The following is a 20,618-nucleotide window of genomic DNA, read 5'->3' as shown; positions in this document are numbered from 1 at the left end:
CCAAAATCGGTGCCAGGCTAAATCAGAGATCCGGGCCTTTTGGGATTGGGTTTAACCATAAGCGCAGTCAGTCCACAATGGCAGCCTGTTGCTTATTTTCTGCTAGTGATTTCACATTTAATTTGCTCGGCTAATTCTGCAGTTAGGTTATATTTGATTGAAAATAAATATAATTAATTGATTTTTAACGGCTGAGTTTTCGTTGTTATGCAAAAATGCATAATTGGGTATGCAAGGGTCAAAGTTTTTTGAGTTAAGCGATCTATCGCCAAATTTTATCTTCGAGTGTTACCCCCTAGGAAGTCGCGCGACGTAAATTGCGATCGTGAGCAAAATGCGTCAATAACTCCTGAAAAAAAATTGAATAACATAGGGGACACTAAGATGGATAATCGATTAGATCAAAATCGCCGTGAATTTTTAACCAAGGGAGCCGTGCTCGCCGCTGCGGCGGGAACGCTTGCCATGTCGGCCTCATCTGCGGTCAATGCCGCAGGCGCATCGGCTGTCGCAGCAGCGGCAACCACTGACGCTGCGGAGGTGCCAAAAGCCATCACGGGTTACATCAAAGAGCCTAAAAACTTAAAAGATGTGCTCAACAATGCTCGTAGAATTATGAGTACTTGCGCTGCTTGTGATGTAGCCGGCGCAGGCCATTGTAACGGTAAAGGCCCCTGCGGAGAGGGGGTTCCCGGTATGGGCGGTATGCGCCAAAGCTTTGTGCGCAACATTGAAGCCTTTGAAGGCATGAGCCTCAATATGCGCAGTCTGCACAATGTGACTAAGCCGAAAATGGAAACTGAGTTACTCGGCGTTAAATTAGCTATGCCCATCCTGACCGGTGTCACCGGCGGCCTAACCTACAACATGGGCGCGGCCAACAAATTAGCGTTCGATGGCCAAGTGATGACCGAAGATAAATACGCCCGCGGCATTATCGAAGGGGCGGCGAACGTAGGCTGTTTAGGTTGGGCGGCGGATGGCATTGAAGATCCACTCGATACCTACCAACGTCGTTTAGAAGTCGTCAAAGAATTTAAAGGCCGCGCGATTGCGCAAATCAAGCCTCGTACTCAACAGGAAATCTTTGATCGTATCGATCTCGTACAGAATGCCGGCGCGCCTTTCTTTGCGATTGACATCGATTCGGCTGGCCGCGCCGCTCGTGCGCTACCCGGCAGCACGGTTGAGCCTAAGGATCTGAAAAAGCTTAAGGAAATCGTTAAATACGCCAAAATCCCCTTTATGGCGAAGGGGGTGATGACGGTTGAAGAAGCCCTGATGTGCGCTGAAGCCGGTTGCGGTGCGATTGTGGTGTCTAACCACGGCGGTCGCGTACTGAGCTCGACCATAGCCACTATGCATGTGTTACCCGCGATTGTAAAAGCCGTACGTGATCGCGGTTACAAGATGCCGATTCTGGTGGATGGCGGCGTGCGTGATGGCGGCGATGTGCTCAAGGCACTGGCTAGTGGCGCTCAAGCCGTATTAGTCGGCCGTCCAATGCTACGTGCCAGCCTCGGCGGTGGTGTTAAAGGGGTTGAGATGCAGTTTAAACGCTTCCAAGGTGAGCTTGAGTCAAGCATGGTGCTGACCGGCACCGCCGATGTGAATAATGTCGACCCATCGATTCTCATCCGGGAGGTTTGATTAATATCACTGCAGCATAGGTCTAAAAGGCAGTTTTACGCGCTTTTTGGTTAAAGGCCAGTAGTAGCGCATCTGCCGGACTTTCCTGCCGCTGCTTTTGATTAACAGTTGTAGATCATCGCCGTCATGCCGTGGGTAATCCGCATCCTGTGGTTTGGCGGCTTTTATCTCCGTATCGGTGAGGGGTTTTGTTAATCGTGCCAGAGGTACCTCCATCATTTAGGCACCCGCTGGATGGGTGCCTGCCTTTTAGGTACCTCAAAGTTGTGGTTGTCACAAGATTGCCACTGCGCCGGGGTATCATAACATTATGATAAATAATATATAATTTTGAATTCAGACTTGTTTATAGGCCTAAACGTGAGCCTACGAATAAGAGCAACGCTGTTACATGATGGTAATCGATCATTTTGTCAGCAAGTCCCCGAGCCATGCCCTATGTGTATATTTATTGTTCGCTTAATTTGGAATAATGAAATAAAAAGATTTTATAAAAAACAGTTCCCCCTCTTTGCCAGAAGATTTTATTTTTTTAATAATCAATACATTAATGGGTAATGAGTAGATGAACGGGTGGTGAGTGACTCATCACCTTGATGATAGGTATGTTGCACAACAAGAAAGCCGCGAGTTTAAAACATCCGCGTTTATAGTCGGTCTTTCGCTGCTTTATAAACTTCTGAGCGTTCCCGTTTGCTCACAGCTAAAACCAGCACCACGATCTCATGCTCAATCACTTGATAAACTAACCGATAGCCAGCGGAACGAAGTTTGATTTTGTAGCAGTCAGCCATTCCATGAAGACGATTGGCGGGAACGTGGGGATTTTGTAAAACCTCTTTCAGTTTTTTGGTGAACTGCTCCCGCACGGGTGCGCCCAGCTTCTTAAATTCTTTCAGCGCGCGCTCTTCAAACTCCAGCTTATAACTCATCCAGATCGACCTTCACACGTTTCCCCTTCATCCGTGAACGGGCAATTTTGGCGAGTTCAATATCTTCCTGATAGTCGGCCAGAGCTTCCCATGTTTCGGGGGAAACATAATAGCCAGAGATACGGCCATTAGTTAACACGGCTACAGGTTCGCCGTTAGCTTCTTTAAGCGCGGCATTAGGCGATTTTTTAAAGTCGCTGATACTCACGGCAGCATTAGCAAGGATAGGTTGTACAGACATAGTTCGCCTCTTTTTAAGTATGATATTTGATACTGAATTTAGCACTTAATCAAAAAAGCAGCAACATCACAGTATGAGCATGAGGCTAAATAAAAAGATTTTATAAAAAACTGTTCACTCTCTTCAATAGACAGTTTTATATTTAATAATCAATGTATTAATGGGTGATAAGTTGGTGAACAGGTGACGAGTGACTCATCACCTTTTAAGGTGTTCCGACGTAAAAAAACCGTTGTATCGTTGCTGACGTCTACCTCGCCATCTCACACTTGGGCAGCCAGTCGGTGTCCGATTCATCTTTCAGCTCAAGGTTAGTCTGTATGCCCTGTTTGGTTCTGCCCTTGAGGTACACCTGCCCGTATTCCGACATCATATTAGGCAGCACCTTGCTAAAAGCCGTCAGGCTAATGGGCTTTTGATGGCCGTACGACTCCATAAATGACAGGTAGGCGTGGTATAGATATTTACGCGGGTTACGCGGCGTGATGTTGGCGTACAGCCCGGGCTGGGGGGAGTTGAATAGGTTGCCTATTATTTTGATTAGTTGGCTTATTCCTGATTCCACTTTTGTTCTATGGGCCTAAGTTTGGGCCTAAAAATTTTGTTAGCTTGGTTAAAATGGAGGCTGTGGGACTTATTTGTGACATGAGTAGCAAAAATATTTTCAGCCGAGGAATCGAATTGTGTGTTTTATAGCTATAGTGACTAGTGACCTGCTCCCCATTGATTAACATACGGTAGTGTTTGTAATACCTACTTCTGGCACTCAGTTGCCCGCAAGAGTTCCATCTGGCGGCTATGAGCGAAGAGCGGACATTTCAAACATAGTAAAATGTTATAAAAATAGTGATAAAATCGTCTATTTTTAATGATTCCATTTAATTTAGGATGAAGTATCATCAATACTTAAATATTGATGATGCTTTGGGGGGAATGATATCTTAGCTGTAAGATACACTATAGTCCTATCTTAGGAGCGGGGAAAAACCACGCTTAAGATATTAAGTCATTTAGTGTAAAAAATTGACTTCTCAAGCTCTTTGTATGTATCGGAATCAGCAGGCAAGCTTTCGGCCAGCCTCAACTTAAAAACTTCAGAATTTATGTTCGTTTTTATCCCACAAATATTTCTAATGTGGTTGTTTAGCTCCTTTACACTTTGATTTTTAATATCCGTAACAGTTTCATCATACTGAGCTTCATCGAAAGAAAGTCCATTTTTTTTACAATAACTAATTAGCGCATCTTTGCTGAAAAGATAGTTTTCTATTTCCCAACGGATCAACATACGATGATTTTCAGGATTTGTATCAAGGTATAATTCTCTTTCATTCGAAGATACGCAACGGCCTGATCCGGAATCTCTATCTTTCAAAACCAACACTTCTAAATTAGGTAGAGCTTTAGATAAAATGGCTATAGCAATATCACTTCTTTTATCTAGCTCAGTGTTCCCACCACTTGAAACAAATAATGTGTCAGGGTATCTCTCATTAAAAATAGTATTATAAGCTTGAGCATCTAAGCCGCGCTCCCTCCCAGCAGTGCCTGGGCTATCACGACCTTCGCAGTACACTATTCGTTTAGGACTGAGTAGATGAGTGAGATCGTCCAAGGCAATACCGAAAATTTTGCGCCACATACCAGAACTCTTCGTAGTAGGTGTTAAAATTTTAGTCTCAGCAGCGAGATTATAATTTTCATCAAAATATATTATTTGGCATTTTTCGTTGAGTTCATCTTGTAGAGCTCGCATAAAACCGATGCTATGAGTTGTTAACCATATTTGACATTGTTCGCCAATGAGCCTATTTATTTCAACAAGAAGTTTTTTCTGAATAGATGTATTGATATGCAACTCTGGTTCATCTAAAAGATAAACGGTATCGCAATATTCATCTTGCCTTAAATATAAGTCAAGTAAAATATCTACGACTTCTTTTTCTCCTGATGACAATACATTAAATGAAAATGGTTTGGGGTGATCAGGTTTTTTGAAATAAATCGTTCCTTGAGAGCTTTCTATATTCCCGAGGTTATCAATTTCGAGGTTTAAGCAGTTTTTTATTGACTCATTCAAATCCCCTATGATTTTCTCCTTGGCCTCACTTGGTTTACAATCCTCAGAATGCATATATTTATTAAGCCTGATATTTAGCCTACGATAGTTTTCCTCCATCTTATCGTCAATATCTGAAGCAGAAGATGCACCATAATTATTTAAATATATCTCACCAACTGCTCTGCTTTCCGTTACGTTCAAATTAGAATTGTATCTGTAAGGACTCCGGAAGGAAAACAAAGTATTTTCTTTACCCTTTCTACTTTGTCTTGCATCGTAATAAGTACCGCTAGTAAATTCAATCGAGATGCTTTGATAATCAAACGAGGGGTCATTATGCATAGAGTGATAAAGGTGGTCTTTATTTCCTTTGTTACCCAATGCGCCGAACGCACTATGGTGAAAAAGAATACCATCTAAAACACTGCTTTTTCCGCACCCATTGGGTCCTACCAATGCGATAATTCTGGCGGGATTTTCGCCTAAATCAATGGTCAAGTCATGAAAACGCTTGTATCCATTGAACAATCTTAATTTTTTTATCTGCATAGTTTAGTTCATCCATTACAAAGTCAGATTTTATTAGAGAAGCGCTACATGTTAAATTATCGGTAAGTGAGGTTACAAAATCGTCATTTTTATCAGGCCTACATGATCTTCATCATAAAAAAACTGTTAATGCCTGCACAGTGTTAGAGATCTGACTCCTGCGTATTAACGCAACATTGCGCAGGTTACTTCCGCTTCTGGCACATAGCCGCCTGCCGGATTAGATTGCGCTCAGATCAGCAAAAGAGCCAGATCGAGCATGGGTCAGTACACGCCGATTTATTCAACGACGCTCTACAGCACTTTCCCATAAACCTGCTCCACATACCTCCCACGTCCACCCCCATGCCCTAAATCCATCGAAACCAGCGCACTTGCTTCCCGGTTGCTGAAACCTTGTTGCCGGTAATAATGCATCGCATCTTGCGCCCATGCGTAACGCAGGCTGTGCGGGGAATATTGCCCCTTTAGTCCGGCCATAGCGGTTTGCGAGCGCCAGCGGTTGATGGCGCTTTTCAGATCCGGTTTATCAATTAGCCGACCGTTATGGGTAGCAGCTACCGACAGCGCCTGATTCACTGTCTGTATTAACGCTTCCCGATCTAGAACTCGCGTTTGCCGGGGCCGTCCGCCTTTGGTGCCGAATACCACCGTTAATTGCTCGTCGCCTCGCTCCAGCGCCGTGGCCCATGTCTTGAGCGACTGCGAACACTGCACCGCTTCCTGCGAGCGCAACCCCATCATTCGAGCCAGTTGCAGCGTGAGTGCTAACCCTGCATCTTTCTGTTGCAGGATTGCCAGCGCTGCCTGATAGCGCTCCGGCGTAATCGCCTTTCGCGTACCGTCCCGGCTGGCGCCGCTCAGCCCTAACGCCTTGTTGCTCAGCCGCTCCGCATCCGCTAGCTTGCTCCGCTCGGCAGCCCGTAGAATGACACGCACTGCCGCCATTTCATTATGCAGCGTGCGCAGGGTAATTCCCTGTTCTAACCGTTCGGCGATATAGCATTCGATATGTTTTGCTTTCAGATGCTGCACCGTGCGGATCTGAATATTCAAAGACAGCAGGTTGCTGGCAAGCCACTCTGCAATTTTTAGTCGGTCATGTACCGTCTTATGGCTGCCGCCGGCCTGTCGGGCCAGCGTCTGCATCTCCCGACTTAATCGTGACATATGCTATCCCCCCATCCTCAATAACCTCTGTTCTCCGGCGCACGGCGATTCACGACACGGATTTCCCGTGCCACACTGAACAATATCTGCGCGCCGGAGCGGCAGCGGTTGAGGTATGACGGGGATATCGGTTATGCACTCGGTGCAGCCGCCTGCATCAGCAGGGTAATCCCCTCAGGCTGAAAGCCTGCCTCAGATATCGGTTCAGTCCTCCTCTGATAAGTGGGTTGATGAGAATTGACGCAGAAAATGTGCGTCAGATGACAGGTCGCGCCGGAAAGCGCTGTGGCGTAAGGGCTGGCGCAGAGATTGTTCGCGGCGTCACTTGCAACGGCTTTGTGCCGTATGAAGTGACGCCGCTGCCTCATGGATGCATTCGCTGAGGCAGCAAAAGGCCGCAGACGGTTGCGCCAGCTATAAAGGTTGTTGTACGCATCAGTGCGTATGCAAAAAGCCATTGCTTCACGAAGAACAAACGGAATGCAGCCCTAAGGCGTTGGGATAAGTTAGCTACCATCGCCGCAGCGATCACCCGCAAACCGGTAGCGGGGCGGGTTGGGAGTCGACCACACAGGTTGGTCCTGCGCGTTGCCTTGAAGGTCGTGGCAACATGGGAGTGCTGCTTGCAGCAGCGGTATAGCACTGACAATTTACTGCGCCAAAATCCGTATATCAAGCGGCTAACGCGCTGCGCTTGTTGGCTCCTTACTGGATTTCTATTCCATAGAAATCCAGTAAGGAGCGTCTAAATCCACTAGCGGTATGAAAAAAAATTTGTAAATTTTTAGTGGCTAATCCGAAGTTCTATCTATGTACTGTTGGTGCTGTCCGCTGTTATAACGCGAAGGCCAGATCTCTTCAGGGCGTTTATGCAAGGCTTCGGCGATTAAGCGTTCTCCTTTAGGCCAATGGCGCGTCAGTGTATTTGCCAAAGTGGAAGAGGCGAGTCCCGCGTCTCTGGAAACCGCAGCCAGCGTTGTGCCTTTCTTTTTTAAACCAGCGATGATATCTGCCGGATGCCAGTCTTGTTCAATCATACGAAGTCACCTAGGTTGATGCCCGTCAGAGGCGATGAAATTGTTTGTTCTGACTAAGGCATATTTTTAATTTCTTCCTTTTTAGCATCCGTTAAGTGACTTTATCTTAAGAGTTACTAAAGACGTGGGGTTGAGGATTTGTCCATTGACGATGAGCGAAAAATAACGCGTCTCCCGTCTCACACCATCACTTGCTTATGGTGTGAGGCGGGAGAGAAAACACGGCTTCATACAATCACCCAATCGCCTTAAGTCCCCGGACTCCACCTTCCAGCACGCTGCCGTTGTCCGCTGCTTTCACAAAGTCGGCCCACCATTGCATCATGGGGCGACGTTGTTCCAGATAATCGCTGCGGTTATAGGCCCGGCGTACTTCATTTTTATCTACGTGGGCGAGGGCGGCTTCGATGACATCGGGTGGAAAGCCTTGTTCATTAAGCGCGGTGCTGGCGATGGAGCGCATGCCGTGTGATACCAGAATGCCGCCTAATCCGGCGCGTTTCAGCGCGGCGTTGACCGTCTGGCTATTCATTGGCTGTAACGGCTTAATGCGGCTGGGGAAAACATATTCCCGATGGCTGCTTAAAGGCCGCATAAGTTCCAGAATAGCCAGTGCCTGTTCTGACAGCGGAACGATATGTACCCGCTTCATTTTCATGCGTTCGGCCGGAATGCGCCATTCTTTAGCCTCCAGATCGATCTCTTGCCAGCGCGTCTCAGCGGCTTCGACAGGGCGGGTGAGGGTGAGAAGCTGCCACATAAACAGACAGCGGGTCGGTAACTCGATATTTGCCAGCCGCATCGTTTGCATCAGTTGCGGTAGTTGGTCCGGGCGGATGCTGGGCATGTGCCTTTTCTGCGGTTTCTCGAATGCCTTGCTGATATTGACGCTGGGAGCCGCATCGATCAGACCAACGTTCATGGCATAGATCATCACTTCGTTAATCCGCTGGCATAACCGCCTTACCGTTTCCAGCGCGCCTCTGGCCTGCACCGGCTGGATAGCCTGCACCAGCGTGCGTGCTTTAATGTCCGTAATGCTGATATCGCCGATGGCGGGGAAGATGTCCTTTTCGAGGGAGCGCTGGATATCGGAGGCATAGTCGGCGGTGACGCTGCTCTTTTTTAACTGTAGCCAGCGTTCGGCAACGACCTTAAAGGTGTTGGATTGGGTTTCCAGCGCTTGCTTGCGCAATGAAAGCTGGTGTTCATAAGGGTCAATATCTTTTACCAGCAGGGCGCGAGCCGCTGTCCGGCGTTGCCGTGCGTCGGCCAGAGTGACTTCAGGATAAGGCCCAAAAGTCAGTTTTGCGCGCTTTTTGGTTAAAGGCCGGTAGTAGCGCATCTGCCAAACTTTCCTGCCGCTGCTTTTGATTAGCAGTTGCAGACCGTCGCCGTCATGCAGTGTGTAATCCGCCTCCTGTGGTTTGGCGGCTTTGATCTCCGTATCGGTGAGGGGTTTTGTTAACCGTGCCATAGGTACCTCCATCATTTAGGTACCCGCTGGATGGGTACCTGCCTTTCGGGTACCTAAGAAGGTACCTAAAAGTTGTGGAAGCCACAAGATCGCCACAGCGCCCAGCAGACGTAAAAAAGCCCGCAGGGCTTGTACCATGCGGGCTTAGTGGACTTCTTTGGCGTTCTATAGAACAAAAGTTGGTGGAGCTGGGGGGATTTGAACCCCCGTCCGGAATTACTCTACCGTTGGTACTACATGCTTAGTCTAATCTTTACATTCGCCTGCCAGCTGCGGATAGACACGCCACTAACAAACTAGCCTGATTGGATTTAACGCTTCAGCCCCAGGCAGGACATCCACGCGATCTCTTTTGGGTTTGACCTCTCTTGATCCCCGTCCTAAGAGCGGAGGCTAGGGAGAGAGGGCTCTTAGCAGGTTATTAAGCTGCTAGGGCGTAGTTTTCGTCGTTTGCGACTATTTTTTTGCGGCTTTTTACGAGGCCAACCGCCCCTCGGCATGCACCTAGGGCTTTGCAAATCCCGTCGAATCCAGAATCAGCCCCAAGAAACTTTCGTTAGTATATCAGAACTTACCCTACTTAAGCCATATTCCCTTCATCTTTCAAGTTGCGGGTGCGTTGGCTACGTTCACTCACCCGAATCACTTACTGGTGTAAGCTCATCGGGATTCGTTTGCTTGCCGCCTTCCCGCACCTTGAAATCTATTGGGAATCGGCTTAGCGGTTTGCGTTCTTCATGATACGCGCTTTGTCTAATTTCCATTCACGCTCTTTAATATCGTCACGTTTGTCGTGGTCTTTCTTACCTTTAGCTACGCCGATTTTGACTTTGCTCCAGGCATTTTTCCAGTACATGGATAAGGCGACCACCGTATAGCCTTCACGGCTGGTACGGCCCAGCAGGGAATCGAGTTCCCGTTTGTTGAGCAACAGCTTGCGCGTGCGCGTCGGATCACAAACAACATGTGAAGAGGCAACGTTAAGTGGTGTGATGGTGGCGCCGAATAAATACGCTTCGCCGTCACGGAATGTCACATAGCTGTCGCTGATATTGGCTTTGCCTGCACGCAGTGATTTTACTTCCCAACCTTGCAACGAAAGACCGGCCTCAAATTCCTCTTCAATGAAGTATTCGTGGCGGGCACGCTTGTTTTGCGCAATGGTAGCGGAACCGGGTTTGTACGCTTTTTTCTTTGTCATAGTGCCGTCATTATACTGGATGTAAAAGGGAATGAAATCCCTGCCGAGTGTCTGCGCCATTGTTGATGATATTGTGCGGTAATGCGCGCAGAATTTTCATCTGTCGGCTTATCAGTGCTATTATTTTGCGCGTTTTATGAATCACGGAAAATGATATGCCAAAAATAAGTCGTTCTGCTCTGGTGCCATTCAGTGCAGAGCAAATGTATCAATTGGTGAATGATGTCTCTTCTTATCCTGCTTTTTTACCGGGCTGTACCGGTAGCCGGGTGCTTTCTGCTACACCAGACGAAATGACCGCCGCCGTCGATGTTGCCAAGGCGGGAATTCGCAAGACATTTACCACGCGCAACACGCTGACCAATAACCAGAATATTAACATGCAATTGGTTGATGGTCCTTTTCGCCAGCTAAGCGGCGACTGGCATTTCACGCCGTTAAGCAATGATGCCTGTAAAGTCGAGCTACACCTTGATTTTGAATTTACCAATGCCTTGATTGAACTCGCTTTTGGTAAAGTTTTCAAGGAGCTGGCGGGGAATATGGTGCAGGCGTTCACGCAACGCGCCAAAGAGGTTTACAGTGCCTGATATTCGCGTTGAGGTGATCTATGCATTACCAGAGCGTCAATACCTGCGTACGGTAACGTTGGCGGAAGGGAGTACCGTCGAGCAGGCCATCGTTGCATCAGGCCTGCTGGAACTGCGAAGCGACATCGATTTGAAGACCAATAAGGTCGGTATTTACAGCAAAGCGGCGAAACTGACCGATATTCTCAATGGTGGCGATCGCGTTGAGATCTACCGTCCGCTGATTGCCGACCCGAAAGAGTTGCGCCGCCAACGCGCCGAGCGCGCAAAAAAATAGGGCGTCTGCTGTCTTATTCTTGCTATTCATCTACACGGCGAAAACCTTATCCTGATAACAAACGGGTTTTCGCCGTGTAGAATTGCCTATCTATCCAACGAGTTATCGCCGGATTAATTCAGCGTCGGTTTATTATCGATGTTGGTTAACACGCCTTCAGCGCTAAAGGTTAGCGTCAGGGTCTGCTGTTTTACGGATTCATGACCCGGTTGTTGGCGGAATACATAAAACCAGGTATCGCTGCCGAAAGGATCCTGCATCATTGGCGTTCCCAGGACGTAAGCAACCTGTTGTTTGGTCATTCCGGTATGAATTTTCGCAACGTCACCCGGTGCCAGATAGTTTCCCTGATTGATGTCCGGCCGATAAACCACTTTCTCTAACGTGGAACAACCGGCAGTTAGCATAACAACCACCGCGGCGACGACAGTCAGCGTTTTACAGCGCATAGTGATTACATTCCTTAAGGGCATAGGTTGCCGATGATAATAGACCTTGCCTGAATTGAAAACCTGCAAGACCCCTGTATGACCTCAGGAAGTCAAAAAAGTTGGGATTTTTTATAGCGGGCTGTCCCTGCCCGCCACCCTTCGGGCCGCCGCAAGCGGCGTTGAAAAACGCTCCAGGCGTTTTTTTATGGCGGGCTGTCCCTACCCGCCACCTTTCGGGCCGCTGCAAGCGGCGTTGAAAAACGCTCCAGGCGTTTTTTTATGGTCGGTCTACGCCGCGCCGCATTGAATACGCCCGGTATTCGATGACTGGCCCCGTCCCTGGGGCTCAGCCTTACGCGGCCAGCAGCTCTTTGGCGTTCGCCAGCGTATTTTTCGTGACGGCGCTGCCGCCCAGCAGACGCGCCAATTCCTGTAGCCGGGCGCGTTTATCAAGCGGCTGCATCAATGTTTCCGTTTCCTCGCCGTCCGTCTGCTTGCTGACAAAAAAGTGATGATGGCCACAACCGGCGACCTGGGGCAGGTGGGTGACGCACATCACCTGCGTGGACTCGCCAAGTTGACGCAACATTTTGCCGACAATCGCCGCCGTCGGGCCGCTGATCCCGACATCGACTTCGTCAAAAATCAGTGCCGGCGTATCCATTTTACGTGCGGTGATCACCTGAATAATCAGCGCGATGCGTGATAGTTCCCCGCCTGAGGCCACTTTCGCCAGAGGTTGATGTGGTTGACCGGGGTTGGTGGTGACGCGAAACTCAATGCTGTCCGCGCCGCTGGCCGTCAGGTATTCAGGCGTATATTTCACGTCGATAGTGAAGTGCCCGTGCGGCATCGCCAGATCATGCATATTTCCGGTGATCAACTGCGCCAGCTCTTTGGCGTGGTGTTGACGGCGAACGTGCAACTGCTCGGCGACGTGCAGCGCCTGCTGATGATACTCACTAACGGCGAGACTCAGGGATTCATGGTCGCTTACCTGCTGCTCCAGCAACTGTTGTTCTTCCAGTAGCTGTTGATGGAATGCAGGCAATGCTTCTGGCTGAACATGATGTTTACGCGCCAATGCCAACTGACGGGATAGCCGCTGTTCAAGCTCATAGAGCCGGATCGGATCGAGATCCATCTGTTCGCTGTAATGGCGCAGTTCGTCGCTGGCCTCGCTGATTTGGATCCCGGCGTCCTCCAGCATGGACAGCACGCCGGACAGTTTTTCATCCATGCCGACCAGTTCGCCGAGCTGGTGTTTCACACTGTGTAACATGCCGAGCATATTTTGCTCTTCATCTTCGCAGAGCAGTTGTAATGTCTGCTGGCTCAATGCCAGCAGTTGCCCGCTGTTCGCCAATCGTTTGTACTCGACATCGATCTGTTCATATTCGCCGGGCTGCGGCGCAAACTCATTCAGCTCTTTCAACTGATACTGCAATAACTCGCGGCGGGCTTCCCGCTCGATGGCGGCCTGCTGCAGTTGCGCCAGCGAACGGCAGCTCTGGTGCCACTGCTGCCAGACTTGCTGCATGGCTTCCAGCAATTGCGTTTCATCGGCGTAGGCATCCAGCAGGTGCTTTTGGTGATCGGGTTTGAGTAGGAGTTGATGCGCGTGCTGGCCGTGAAGCTGAATCAGGAGTTGACCGAGTTCGCGCAGCTGCGAGAGCGGCACCGCCGTACCGTTGATAAAACCGCGGGAACGGCCGTCTGCGCCAATCACCCGGCGCAGCAGGCACTCATTGCTGTCATCCAGTTGGTTTTGTTCCAGCCAATGGCGTGCGCTGGGCGTATCCGCCAGCGAGAAGCGGGCGCAGATATCCGCGCGGGACGCGCCTGGTCTTACCATGCTGGCGTCAGAACGATTGCCCAGGCACAGGCCGAGGGCGTCAATAGCAATGGATTTACCGGCACCGGTTTCCCCGGTGATCACGCTCATTCCTGCCTGAAAATCGATTTCTAACTCACGCACGATGGCGAAGTTACTGATAGTGAGTTGCGCCAGCATGATAGTTTTCCTGTATGTAATAACAAGGTGTGAATACATACAGTATAAACTGGTTTTATATACAGTAAAGTGGTGAGCGTCGATTTTAGAATAATTTTTTAGACCAGCCGAGTTTTGTGCTTAACGTATTGAAATAGTTGTAATTTTTTGGGTGTATCAGGTTGAGGGAATATTCGCTGCGGCGAATAAGCACCTCTTCCTTTTCCTGTATGGGGAGTGAAATCTGGCTATCGCAGCTGATTTCCAAATCGCTGGTGATGTGGGAAAACTTTAACCGGATGCTGCTGCTGCCGTTAATGACCAACGGCCGGGCCGAGAGCGTATGGGGAAACATCGGCACGAGTGTGATGGCATCCAGCGAGGGCGTCAGGATCGGGCCGCCGCCGGATAAGGAGTAGGCGGTCGAGCCGGTTGGCGTGGAGATGATCAGGCCGTCCGAGCGTTGAGAGAAAGCGAAGTTATCGTCAATATAGACTTCGAATTCAATCATGTGCGCCACTTTGCCGGGGTGAAGCACCACTTCATTAATGGCGGTGCTGCTGCTGCTGGGTTGATCGGCGCGGCAGATACGCGCTTCCAGCATAAAGCGGCGTTCGCTCAGATACTGGCCGTTTAACACATCGGAAAGTTGCTGCTGCGCGTGATCGGGGTCCAGGTCGGTCAAAAATCCGAGATTGCCGCGGTTAACGCCGATAACCTGGATGTCATAGCGTGATAATACCCGGGCCGCGCCCAGCATATTGCCGTCGCCGCCGACCACGACGGCGAGATCGGCTTTTTGTCCGATATCGGCCAGGCTGCCGGTTTGCGCGTCCTTCAGGTTAAGATCGAGGGCGATCTGCTGTTCAACAAACACTGAATAACCTTTGCCGGTCAGCCAATGATAGAGCATTTCATGGGTCGCCAGCGCAGTGGGGTGGCGCGGGTGACCGACTATGCCAATGCAATTAAACGGTTTATTCATTGCGGTCGTTATCCTCGACGAGATGTGCCCGGTATCGTGGAAAATCAATATCTGACTGGTTCCCTTGAATCCCCGGTATTGATCCCCATAATAAGCAATTAGCGAGATTAATGCTAAAACGCGGAGAATTTCATGAGTAGTAAAGAACAGAACACGCCTGACGAGCAAGTCTTGGATCAAATGGATACTGCAAAAGGGCAACCACAGGAAAGCGCGACGGCGGACGCCGCCGATCCACGAGACGAGCGGATTGCCGAGCTGGAGGCTCAATTGAGCGAATTGCAACAGCGTGAGCGTGATAACGTCCTGCGTGCCCGGGCCGAAGCCGATAATATCCGCCGTCGTGCGGAAATGGATGTTGAGAAGGCGCATAAATTCGCGGTGGAAAAATTCGCCAGCGAAATGTTACCGGTCATCGACAACCTGGAACGCGCTCTGGATTTGGCTGACAAATCCAACGAAGCGCTGGCTCCCATGGTTGAAGGTATTGAGCTGACGCTGAAATCGTTGCTGGATGCCGTACATAAGTTCGGCATTGAGGTGATTGAGGATGTGAATGTTCCCTTTAATCCCGAAGTCCATCAGGCAATGACCATGCTGGAGTCCGACGACCATCAGCCAAATCACGTCATGATGGTGATGCAGAAAGGCTACACGCTTAATGGACGTCTACTGCGCCCGGCGATGGTGGCGGTATCTAAAGCGAAGGCCTGATGAGCGGGTAGACGGCGCATCATATACGTCGTCCCCGTGATCGTTGCCCTCCGTCATCCCCGCAGTAGTAGGCGGGGATCCGCCACTGAACCGTAAACATTCATCGGCTGATTCCCGCCTGCGCGGGAACGACGAGAGTGAGAGTCCGCCGGAAGAAAGCGGCTTGACGACCGATGTTCAACACGGTATCTGCGGCAGCAGGCGGGGATCTGCTGGCGGCTCGGTGCAGGAGAGCCGCTCTTTCCTACGATCCGCTATTGTTTGAGAGCCCTTTGTCGGCAGTCTGAACCCATGCTTCGGCATGGGTTTTTTGTTTATATTTTGTTAATATTTTTTTATTAAAAGAGTGTTTTTTATTGTTTTTATCGATCATCATCACCATTACCTATCAAAAGAATTGGTGTCGCCATTCTAAATGCACTTGATAATCATTATCAATTCTGTGAGAGTGATAAAACAACAGAGTTAGAAGGGTCATACTATGCCGAGTAGTCGCGTCGCCGAGTCAGCAAGCCGAACATCAAGAAAAATTAAACTTTCTTTGATGGGGCCTGCGTTTATTGCGGCGATCGGTTACATCGATCCAGGCAACTTCGCGACCAATATTCAGTCTGGCGCCGCCTATGGCTATACCCTGCTGTGGGTCGTGGTGTGGGCCAATATCATGGCGATGTTGATACAGCTGCTGTCGGCCAAGTTGGGCATCGCCACCGGTAAAAACCTGGCTGAACTGATCCGCGATCGTTTTCCGCGGCCCGCCGTCTGGGCCTATTGGGTGCAGGCCGAGATCATCGCGATGGCGACCGATCTGGCTGAATTCATCGGCGCCGCCATCGGTTTCAAACTGCTGTTAGGCGTATCTTTGCTGGAAGGCGCCATTCTCACCGGTATCGCCACCTTTCTGATTTTGATGCTGCAACGGCGCGGACAGAAGCCGTTGGAAATGGTGATTGGCGGGTTATTGCTGTTTGTCGCCGCGGCTTACATTGTCGAACTGGTGTTCTCACGGCCTGAACTGGCCGCCCTGACCAAAGGGATCGTTATTCCCAGTCTGCCGACTTCCGAGGCGGTTTTTCTGGCGGCGGGCGTGCTGGGGGCCACCATTATGCCGCATGTGATTTACCTGCATTCATCCCTTACGCAACATGAGGGCGGGCACTCGCGCGCCGAACGTTATTCCGCGACGAAAGTCGATGTCGCTATCGCCATGACTATCGCCGGGTTTGTAAACCTGGCGATGATGGCGACCGCCGCCGCGGCTTTTCATTACAGCGGTAATCAAAATATTGTCGATCTGGATCGCGCTTATTTGACGCTTGAACCTCTGCTGGGAAAAGCGGCGGCGACTATTTTCGGCCTGAGCCTGGTGGTGGCCGGGCTTTCTTCGACCGTTGTCGGTACCTTGGCCGGGCAGGTTGTCATGCAAGGTTTCGTTCGTTTTCATATTCCGCTGTGGGTGCGCCGAACCGTCACCATGTTGCCATCATTTATCGTCATTCTGTCGGGAATGGATCCGACTCGGGTATTGGTGGTTAGCCAGGTTATCCTGAGTTTCGGCATCGCGCTGGCGTTGATTCCTTTGCTGGCATTTACCGGCAATCGGGAATTAATGGGGAACTTGGTAAACAGCCGGTTGGTGCAAAATGCCGGGAAAGTGATTGTGGTGCTGGTGATTTCGCTGAACCTTTACCTGCTAATCGGCAGCGCGCTGGGCAAATAGAACAGGATGAACGGCGCCACGTCTGCTGCGCCGCTAGTCGGGCTAACTGCTAGCCTTTCTCAACTCGGTGACCGGGATGCCGCCAATTCCCCAATTGTCTGTGTCAACTTCCTCTATGACCACGATAGTGGTCTTGGGATTTTTGTTCAACACATCCACCAAAAGCTGCGTTGCGCCTTCCATTAACTGCCGTTTCTGTTCGGCGGTAACGCCTTCCTTCGTGATTTTAATGTTTACGTAAGGCATAAGATCTCCATGAGTTACTGAAGAGCCTTAGCGCTCAGAGAAATGAGCGCTAAGACGTTAAAGATCAAAACGTAACACCGGTATTGCCTGCCAACGGGAAGTGGCTATGCGTTCAGCATTCGTAGACCGGCAAGCCATTGACGGAACGGCGGCTCAGTAGCTGCTGATACATATTGATAACGCATTGTCCGGCATCCCGTATCGCTCGTGAGTTGACCAGGGGACGTGGTAAAACGTACGTATAAAAGTTTGGTCCTTCGGCCAGATTGCCCAGCGCCCACAGCGTGGTTAACCCCCGGCCCTTACTGTTTATCGGATGTTGATGGCGGTCAATATCAATGCCGCCAGGATGAAATCCCTGATTGATGTATGGCCGGAAAATGCCTTGCGCGGTGAGATTGCGAATGAACGAAGAGTCGTCGTATAAAGGCGAGAAACTGTCGATTTTGGCTTTAATCAACACGTCGCTCTCAACCAGACGAACTTCGCCGGTAAAAGTCGAATGGGTTTCAAAACAGCCTGAACGTGCGTTGAGTACCAGCGTAGTCGATGGCCCGCCCGCCAGCGTCACGATACCCGCGTTCATCAGCGCTTGTAGTTCCTGATTCCGCTGTTTGGGCGGTCCTACGGCAATGCGGTTGAAAAGGGGGCCGAAGTGTTCGAGAAAACGACGGTGCGAGGCGGCCGTTAGCCCGCCGAAATCGATCGCGGCGCGTAGAATATCCCGCACATCGCGGATCACGTCGGTGGCGGCTTTCACCGCGCCTTCGACATTTCCCGCCTCGGCGGCAGCGAGGTCATCTTCCAAGTGTGCGGCGAAGAAGCGCGAATACTCGCATAATGACGAAAATGTCTTGTCCTGATGCGGATACAGCAGCGTCTGAATCGCTTGACTCTCCTCAGCACTCACTTGATAGCTTGCCGGTTCCAGCCTATTGCCTTGTAAAGTGCAGCGGTAGACATAGCTCATTTCTTTTAGCAGCAGCGGCAGGATCTGTTTTTCAAAATCCAGTTGAGGCGAGCCGGAGGCGATACTGTTTTGTGCGCGTAGCTGCCGGATGGCCTCAATGGTCAGAAACGACGGCGTATATTGCCCGCCCACGCCTTTCTGGTTGGTGCCTCGGCTACTGAAAGGGAGCGCCTGACGTGAAAAAAGAGCAATCTTTGGCTCGCGGCCGCTGGGCGTATAGCTCAGACGACCCTCTTTTTCAGTAAAGACGCCGCCTCGGCCATAAGTGAGCTGTGATAGCACGTCATAGGCGGTCAGTCCTATTCCCTGCACTAGAACCCGTGTATCGGGGGAGATGGCGTCCAACGCGGACATCGGATAGGGCGTGGCGTAATACTGTAACCGGGGGTTATTCGACTGGTTGGCCGAGACGAATTGTTGCAGGCAGTGATCATCCAGAGAAGGCATGTTCTTGCCGTGACCGGTGGTTATATAGATAAAGTCGGCGCTAAATTGAACGCCTTCCTCCAGCAAGATGTCGGTCTTGCCGTCGTCGCGCAGGTACAGGTTAACGGCGCGCAGAGGCAACTGCCGGACATTTAGACCGGGCGGCAGTTCGCGGATGAGCTCGCGGTAGGCCCAGGAAAGATATTCCCCCAGCAGGCGGCGCGGTAGATAGTCATTCGGTTGAATAGCCCGGCCACCTTCTGTGGCACGTACAATATGTCCGTCGATATGACGGTAGCCCTGCTCGGTGGCCCACTGATAAAAGCAGGGACCGCTGCGAGTCGGACCGGCATCCTTGACGGTGGTATCGCCAAACAGGGTGATCTGGCAGGCTACGGTGTTGACCAATAGATGATCGGGCTGTTGCGGACTATGCGCGCCTGTTCCCATCTCGTTAGGGTCGACGAGCAAAATATCGATCTTGCCTGATTGTGGATAGTGATGATAGAGGGTGATAAGGCGTTCTAGAATACTCAATCCTCGGGGGCCCATTCCCAGAATTGCGATCGTGGTTCGAGGCATTTTGTGTCTCCTTAACATCATTTAAACCTTAATCCATTAGCATGCTTAAATATTTACTACGGTTTTTTTACAGCGTTTGCGTTGGCAGAAGCCGGTCGCAATGACAAATGTCCCCCTTTAGCGGTTATGGGTGTGACGGCATTTAGGATGAATTGTAATAAGCTGGTCGGCGGAGAATGGAGGGATTGATCGGTACGGTTGGTCAGTTTGATTCTTTTGCGAGAGATAATGTTGTATGCATCAACCCTCTGTTTATCGGGTGTTATCCGCGTATCGAAGGATCGTTCGATACCCATCCTCAGCGTCAGAATAATTATTCCAGACAGGGTTGTCTGATGATGATTCAGACCGCGGACGCTATTTCCCTTTTCCATTTTTTATCACTCATGTGCGTGAGTAGCATTTCCTGTTAATGGTTATCCTGCCCTTTTGCGTAATAAATAACAGTGAATATTATTTATGCGTTCCTTCATTAAAAGAGAAGGCTTCAACATGAATAGCTCTTCCCTAAGGATGTTTAAGGCGGTGGCGGAAACCGGTTCCGTTGCGGAAGCGGCCAACCGACTTCACTGTGTTTCGTCCAACGTTACCACGCGTCTTAAGAAACTTGAGGCCAGCCTGGGTGTATCGCTTTTTATTCGTGAAAAGAACCGGTTGTATATCACTTCGGAAGGTGAATATCTTCTGAACTACACCAATCGCATTCTGGCTCTGATGGATGAGGCGAAAGCCACGCTGAAAGAAAAGCATGCAGCCGGGCTGCTGCGTATTGGTTCGATGGAGACAACCGCGGCGACGCGGCTTCCGCCATTGCTGGCGGCCTTTAGCGGTCAGATGCCGCGCGTAGAATTGAGCCTGAAAACCTTGCCGACAGAGCTGCTTATCGAGCAGGTGTTGAACTGCGAGCTGGACGTGGCATTTGTGGCGGACAATGCGCTGTTGCCGCATGAAAAACTTAGTTCTGCGGTGCTGTGTCGGGAAACGCTGCTATTGGTCACCGCCAGGTCGCATCCCGTGGTGAAATCGGCGGCCGATCTGAAAGTGATCAAACCGCTGTCGTTTCGCAACGGTTGTAACTACCGCTACCGTTTTGAGCAGTGGCTCAGCCAGCAGGGGGTGGCAGGCGCGGTGTTACAGGAGTTCGGCTCTTTTCAGGCGATTCTGGGGTGTGTAGCGTCCGGAATGGGGATTGCCATGCTGCCAGAGAATGTTGTACGGCAATATGAGCAGAGCTTTGCGATTCGCAGTCACCCCATCGATCCGGCCATCAGCGAGGTCGATACGCTGTTGATCTGGCTGAAGAGCCGTGAGACAAGCATGTTAGTCGCGAGTTTTCGTGATTTTGTGAATGAGCATGTCTGAACG

19 protein-coding genes, 1 other RNA gene and 1 pseudogene are annotated in these 20,618 nt (G+C 50.3%); 6 read left to right on the top strand and 15 right to left on the bottom strand.

Annotated features, from left to right (window positions below):
- The first annotated feature begins 384 nt into the window (after window positions 1-384).
- Entirely contained in the window at window positions 385-1,650 is a 1,266-nt protein-coding gene (locus tag ACN28R_RS14685) for an alpha-hydroxy-acid oxidizing protein (RefSeq protein ID WP_095834789.1), read from the top strand.
- Between the two features lie 24 nt (window positions 1,651-1,674).
- Here the strand turns inward: ACN28R_RS14685 and ACN28R_RS14680 are convergent.
- The 10 genes and pseudogenes from ACN28R_RS14680 to smpB all read right to left on the bottom strand — a co-directional run.
- Window positions 1,675-1,854: pseudogene (locus ACN28R_RS14680) on the bottom strand (integrase); the annotation flags it as partial.
- Between the two features lie 443 nt (window positions 1,855-2,297).
- The gene (locus ACN28R_RS14675) at window positions 2,298-2,582 is read right to left on the bottom strand and encodes a type II toxin-antitoxin system RelE family toxin (protein ID WP_048636106.1); all 285 of its coding nucleotides are present in this window, start codon (window positions 2,580-2,582) and stop codon (window positions 2,298-2,300) included.
- Window positions 2,572-2,823, bottom strand: a complete 252-nt coding sequence (locus ACN28R_RS14670) for a type II toxin-antitoxin system Phd/YefM family antitoxin (RefSeq protein WP_005973616.1) — start codon at window positions 2,821-2,823, stop codon at window positions 2,572-2,574. The genes ACN28R_RS14675 and ACN28R_RS14670 overlap by 11 nt, the downstream gene beginning before the upstream one ends.
- 250 nt (window positions 2,824-3,073) lie before the next feature.
- Complete coding sequence (locus tag ACN28R_RS14665; protein WP_375153886.1) at window positions 3,074-3,388, bottom strand: winged helix-turn-helix domain-containing protein; 315 nt, start codon at window positions 3,386-3,388, stop codon at window positions 3,074-3,076.
- Between the two features lie 441 nt (window positions 3,389-3,829).
- The gene (locus tag ACN28R_RS14660; protein ID WP_095834788.1) at window positions 3,830-5,434 is read right to left on the bottom strand and encodes an AAA family ATPase; all 1,605 of its coding nucleotides are present in this window, start codon (window positions 5,432-5,434) and stop codon (window positions 3,830-3,832) included.
- 294 nt (window positions 5,435-5,728) lie between these two features.
- Entirely contained in the window at window positions 5,729-6,604 is an 876-nt protein-coding gene (locus ACN28R_RS14655) for an integrase domain-containing protein (RefSeq protein ID WP_095834787.1), read from the bottom strand.
- A gap of 791 nt (window positions 6,605-7,395) precedes the next feature.
- Window positions 7,396-7,641: a helix-turn-helix domain-containing protein gene (locus ACN28R_RS14650; protein WP_095834786.1), complete on the bottom strand. Its 246-nt coding sequence runs from the start codon at window positions 7,639-7,641 to the stop codon at window positions 7,396-7,398.
- Window positions 7,642-7,876: 235 nt separating this feature from the next.
- Entirely contained in the window at window positions 7,877-9,118 is a 1,242-nt protein-coding gene (locus tag ACN28R_RS14645; protein WP_095834785.1) for an integrase domain-containing protein, read from the bottom strand.
- 180 nt (window positions 9,119-9,298) lie between these two features.
- Window positions 9,299-9,662: a transfer-messenger RNA gene (gene ssrA, locus ACN28R_RS14640) on the bottom strand.
- 174 nt (window positions 9,663-9,836) lie between these two features.
- A complete protein-coding gene (gene smpB / locus ACN28R_RS14635; RefSeq protein ID WP_048639647.1) occupies window positions 9,837-10,319 on the bottom strand; it encodes an SsrA-binding protein SmpB in 483 nt (160 codons plus the stop codon).
- Window positions 10,320-10,474: 155 nt separating this feature from the next.
- Here smpB and ACN28R_RS14630 point away from each other — a divergent pair, with 155 nt between their 5' ends.
- On the top strand, window positions 10,475-10,909 hold the full coding sequence (locus ACN28R_RS14630; protein WP_048636096.1) for a type II toxin-antitoxin system RatA family toxin: 435 nt from the start codon (window positions 10,475-10,477) through the stop codon (window positions 10,907-10,909).
- The gene (locus tag ACN28R_RS14625) at window positions 10,902-11,186 is read left to right on the top strand and encodes an RnfH family protein (protein ID WP_048636095.1); all 285 of its coding nucleotides are present in this window, start codon (window positions 10,902-10,904) and stop codon (window positions 11,184-11,186) included. Before ACN28R_RS14630 ends, ACN28R_RS14625 begins: the two co-directional genes overlap by 8 nt.
- Before the next feature lie 113 nt (window positions 11,187-11,299).
- On the opposite strand, the gene bamE is transcribed toward ACN28R_RS14625, so the two are convergent.
- The 3 genes from bamE to nadK form a co-directional block, all read right to left on the bottom strand.
- A complete protein-coding gene (bamE, locus tag ACN28R_RS14620) occupies window positions 11,300-11,635 on the bottom strand; it encodes an outer membrane protein assembly factor BamE (protein WP_095834784.1) in 336 nt (111 codons plus the stop codon).
- Between the two features lie 334 nt (window positions 11,636-11,969).
- Window positions 11,970-13,631 (bottom strand): DNA repair protein RecN, encoded by a 1,662-nt coding sequence (gene recN, locus ACN28R_RS14615; RefSeq protein ID WP_095834783.1) that lies wholly within the window; start codon window positions 13,629-13,631, stop codon window positions 11,970-11,972.
- 85 nt (window positions 13,632-13,716) lie between these two features.
- On the bottom strand, window positions 13,717-14,595 hold the full coding sequence (gene nadK, locus ACN28R_RS14610; RefSeq protein WP_048636092.1) for an NAD(+) kinase: 879 nt from the start codon (window positions 14,593-14,595) through the stop codon (window positions 13,717-13,719).
- Between the two features lie 132 nt (window positions 14,596-14,727).
- On the opposite strand from nadK, the gene grpE reads away from it, so the two are divergent.
- Window positions 14,728-15,309 carry a nucleotide exchange factor GrpE gene (gene grpE, locus ACN28R_RS14605; RefSeq protein ID WP_095834782.1) on the top strand — a complete coding sequence of 194 codons (582 nt, stop codon included), beginning with the start codon at window positions 14,728-14,730 and terminating at the stop codon, window positions 15,307-15,309.
- 481 nt (window positions 15,310-15,790) lie between these two features.
- Window positions 15,791-17,029, top strand: coding sequence for an Nramp family divalent metal transporter (locus tag ACN28R_RS14600; RefSeq protein ID WP_048636090.1), 1,239 nt, complete (start codon window positions 15,791-15,793; stop codon window positions 17,027-17,029).
- A gap of 42 nt (window positions 17,030-17,071) precedes the next feature.
- Here the strand turns inward: ACN28R_RS14600 and ACN28R_RS14595 are convergent, their stop codons facing one another.
- Entirely contained in the window at window positions 17,072-17,275 is a 204-nt protein-coding gene (locus ACN28R_RS14595) for a 2-hydroxymuconate tautomerase family protein (protein ID WP_048636089.1), read from the bottom strand.
- A 112-nt stretch (window positions 17,276-17,387) separates the two neighbouring features.
- The gene (locus ACN28R_RS14590; RefSeq protein WP_095834781.1) at window positions 17,388-19,253 is read right to left on the bottom strand and encodes an FAD/NAD(P)-binding protein; all 1,866 of its coding nucleotides are present in this window, start codon (window positions 19,251-19,253) and stop codon (window positions 17,388-17,390) included.
- Between the two features lie 492 nt (window positions 19,254-19,745).
- On the opposite strand from ACN28R_RS14590, the gene ACN28R_RS14585 reads away from it, so the two are divergent.
- Entirely contained in the window at window positions 19,746-20,615 is an 870-nt protein-coding gene (locus ACN28R_RS14585; protein WP_095834779.1) for a LysR substrate-binding domain-containing protein, read from the top strand.
- Window positions 20,616-20,618 lie beyond the last annotated feature (3 nt).

This window comes from Brenneria goodwinii (assembly GCF_002291445.1).
Classification (GTDB): Bacteria; Pseudomonadota; Gammaproteobacteria; order Enterobacterales; family Enterobacteriaceae; genus Brenneria; species Brenneria goodwinii.
The sequence above is the reverse complement of the archived record's forward strand: the minus strand, read 5'-3'. Positions and strand labels throughout refer to the sequence as shown.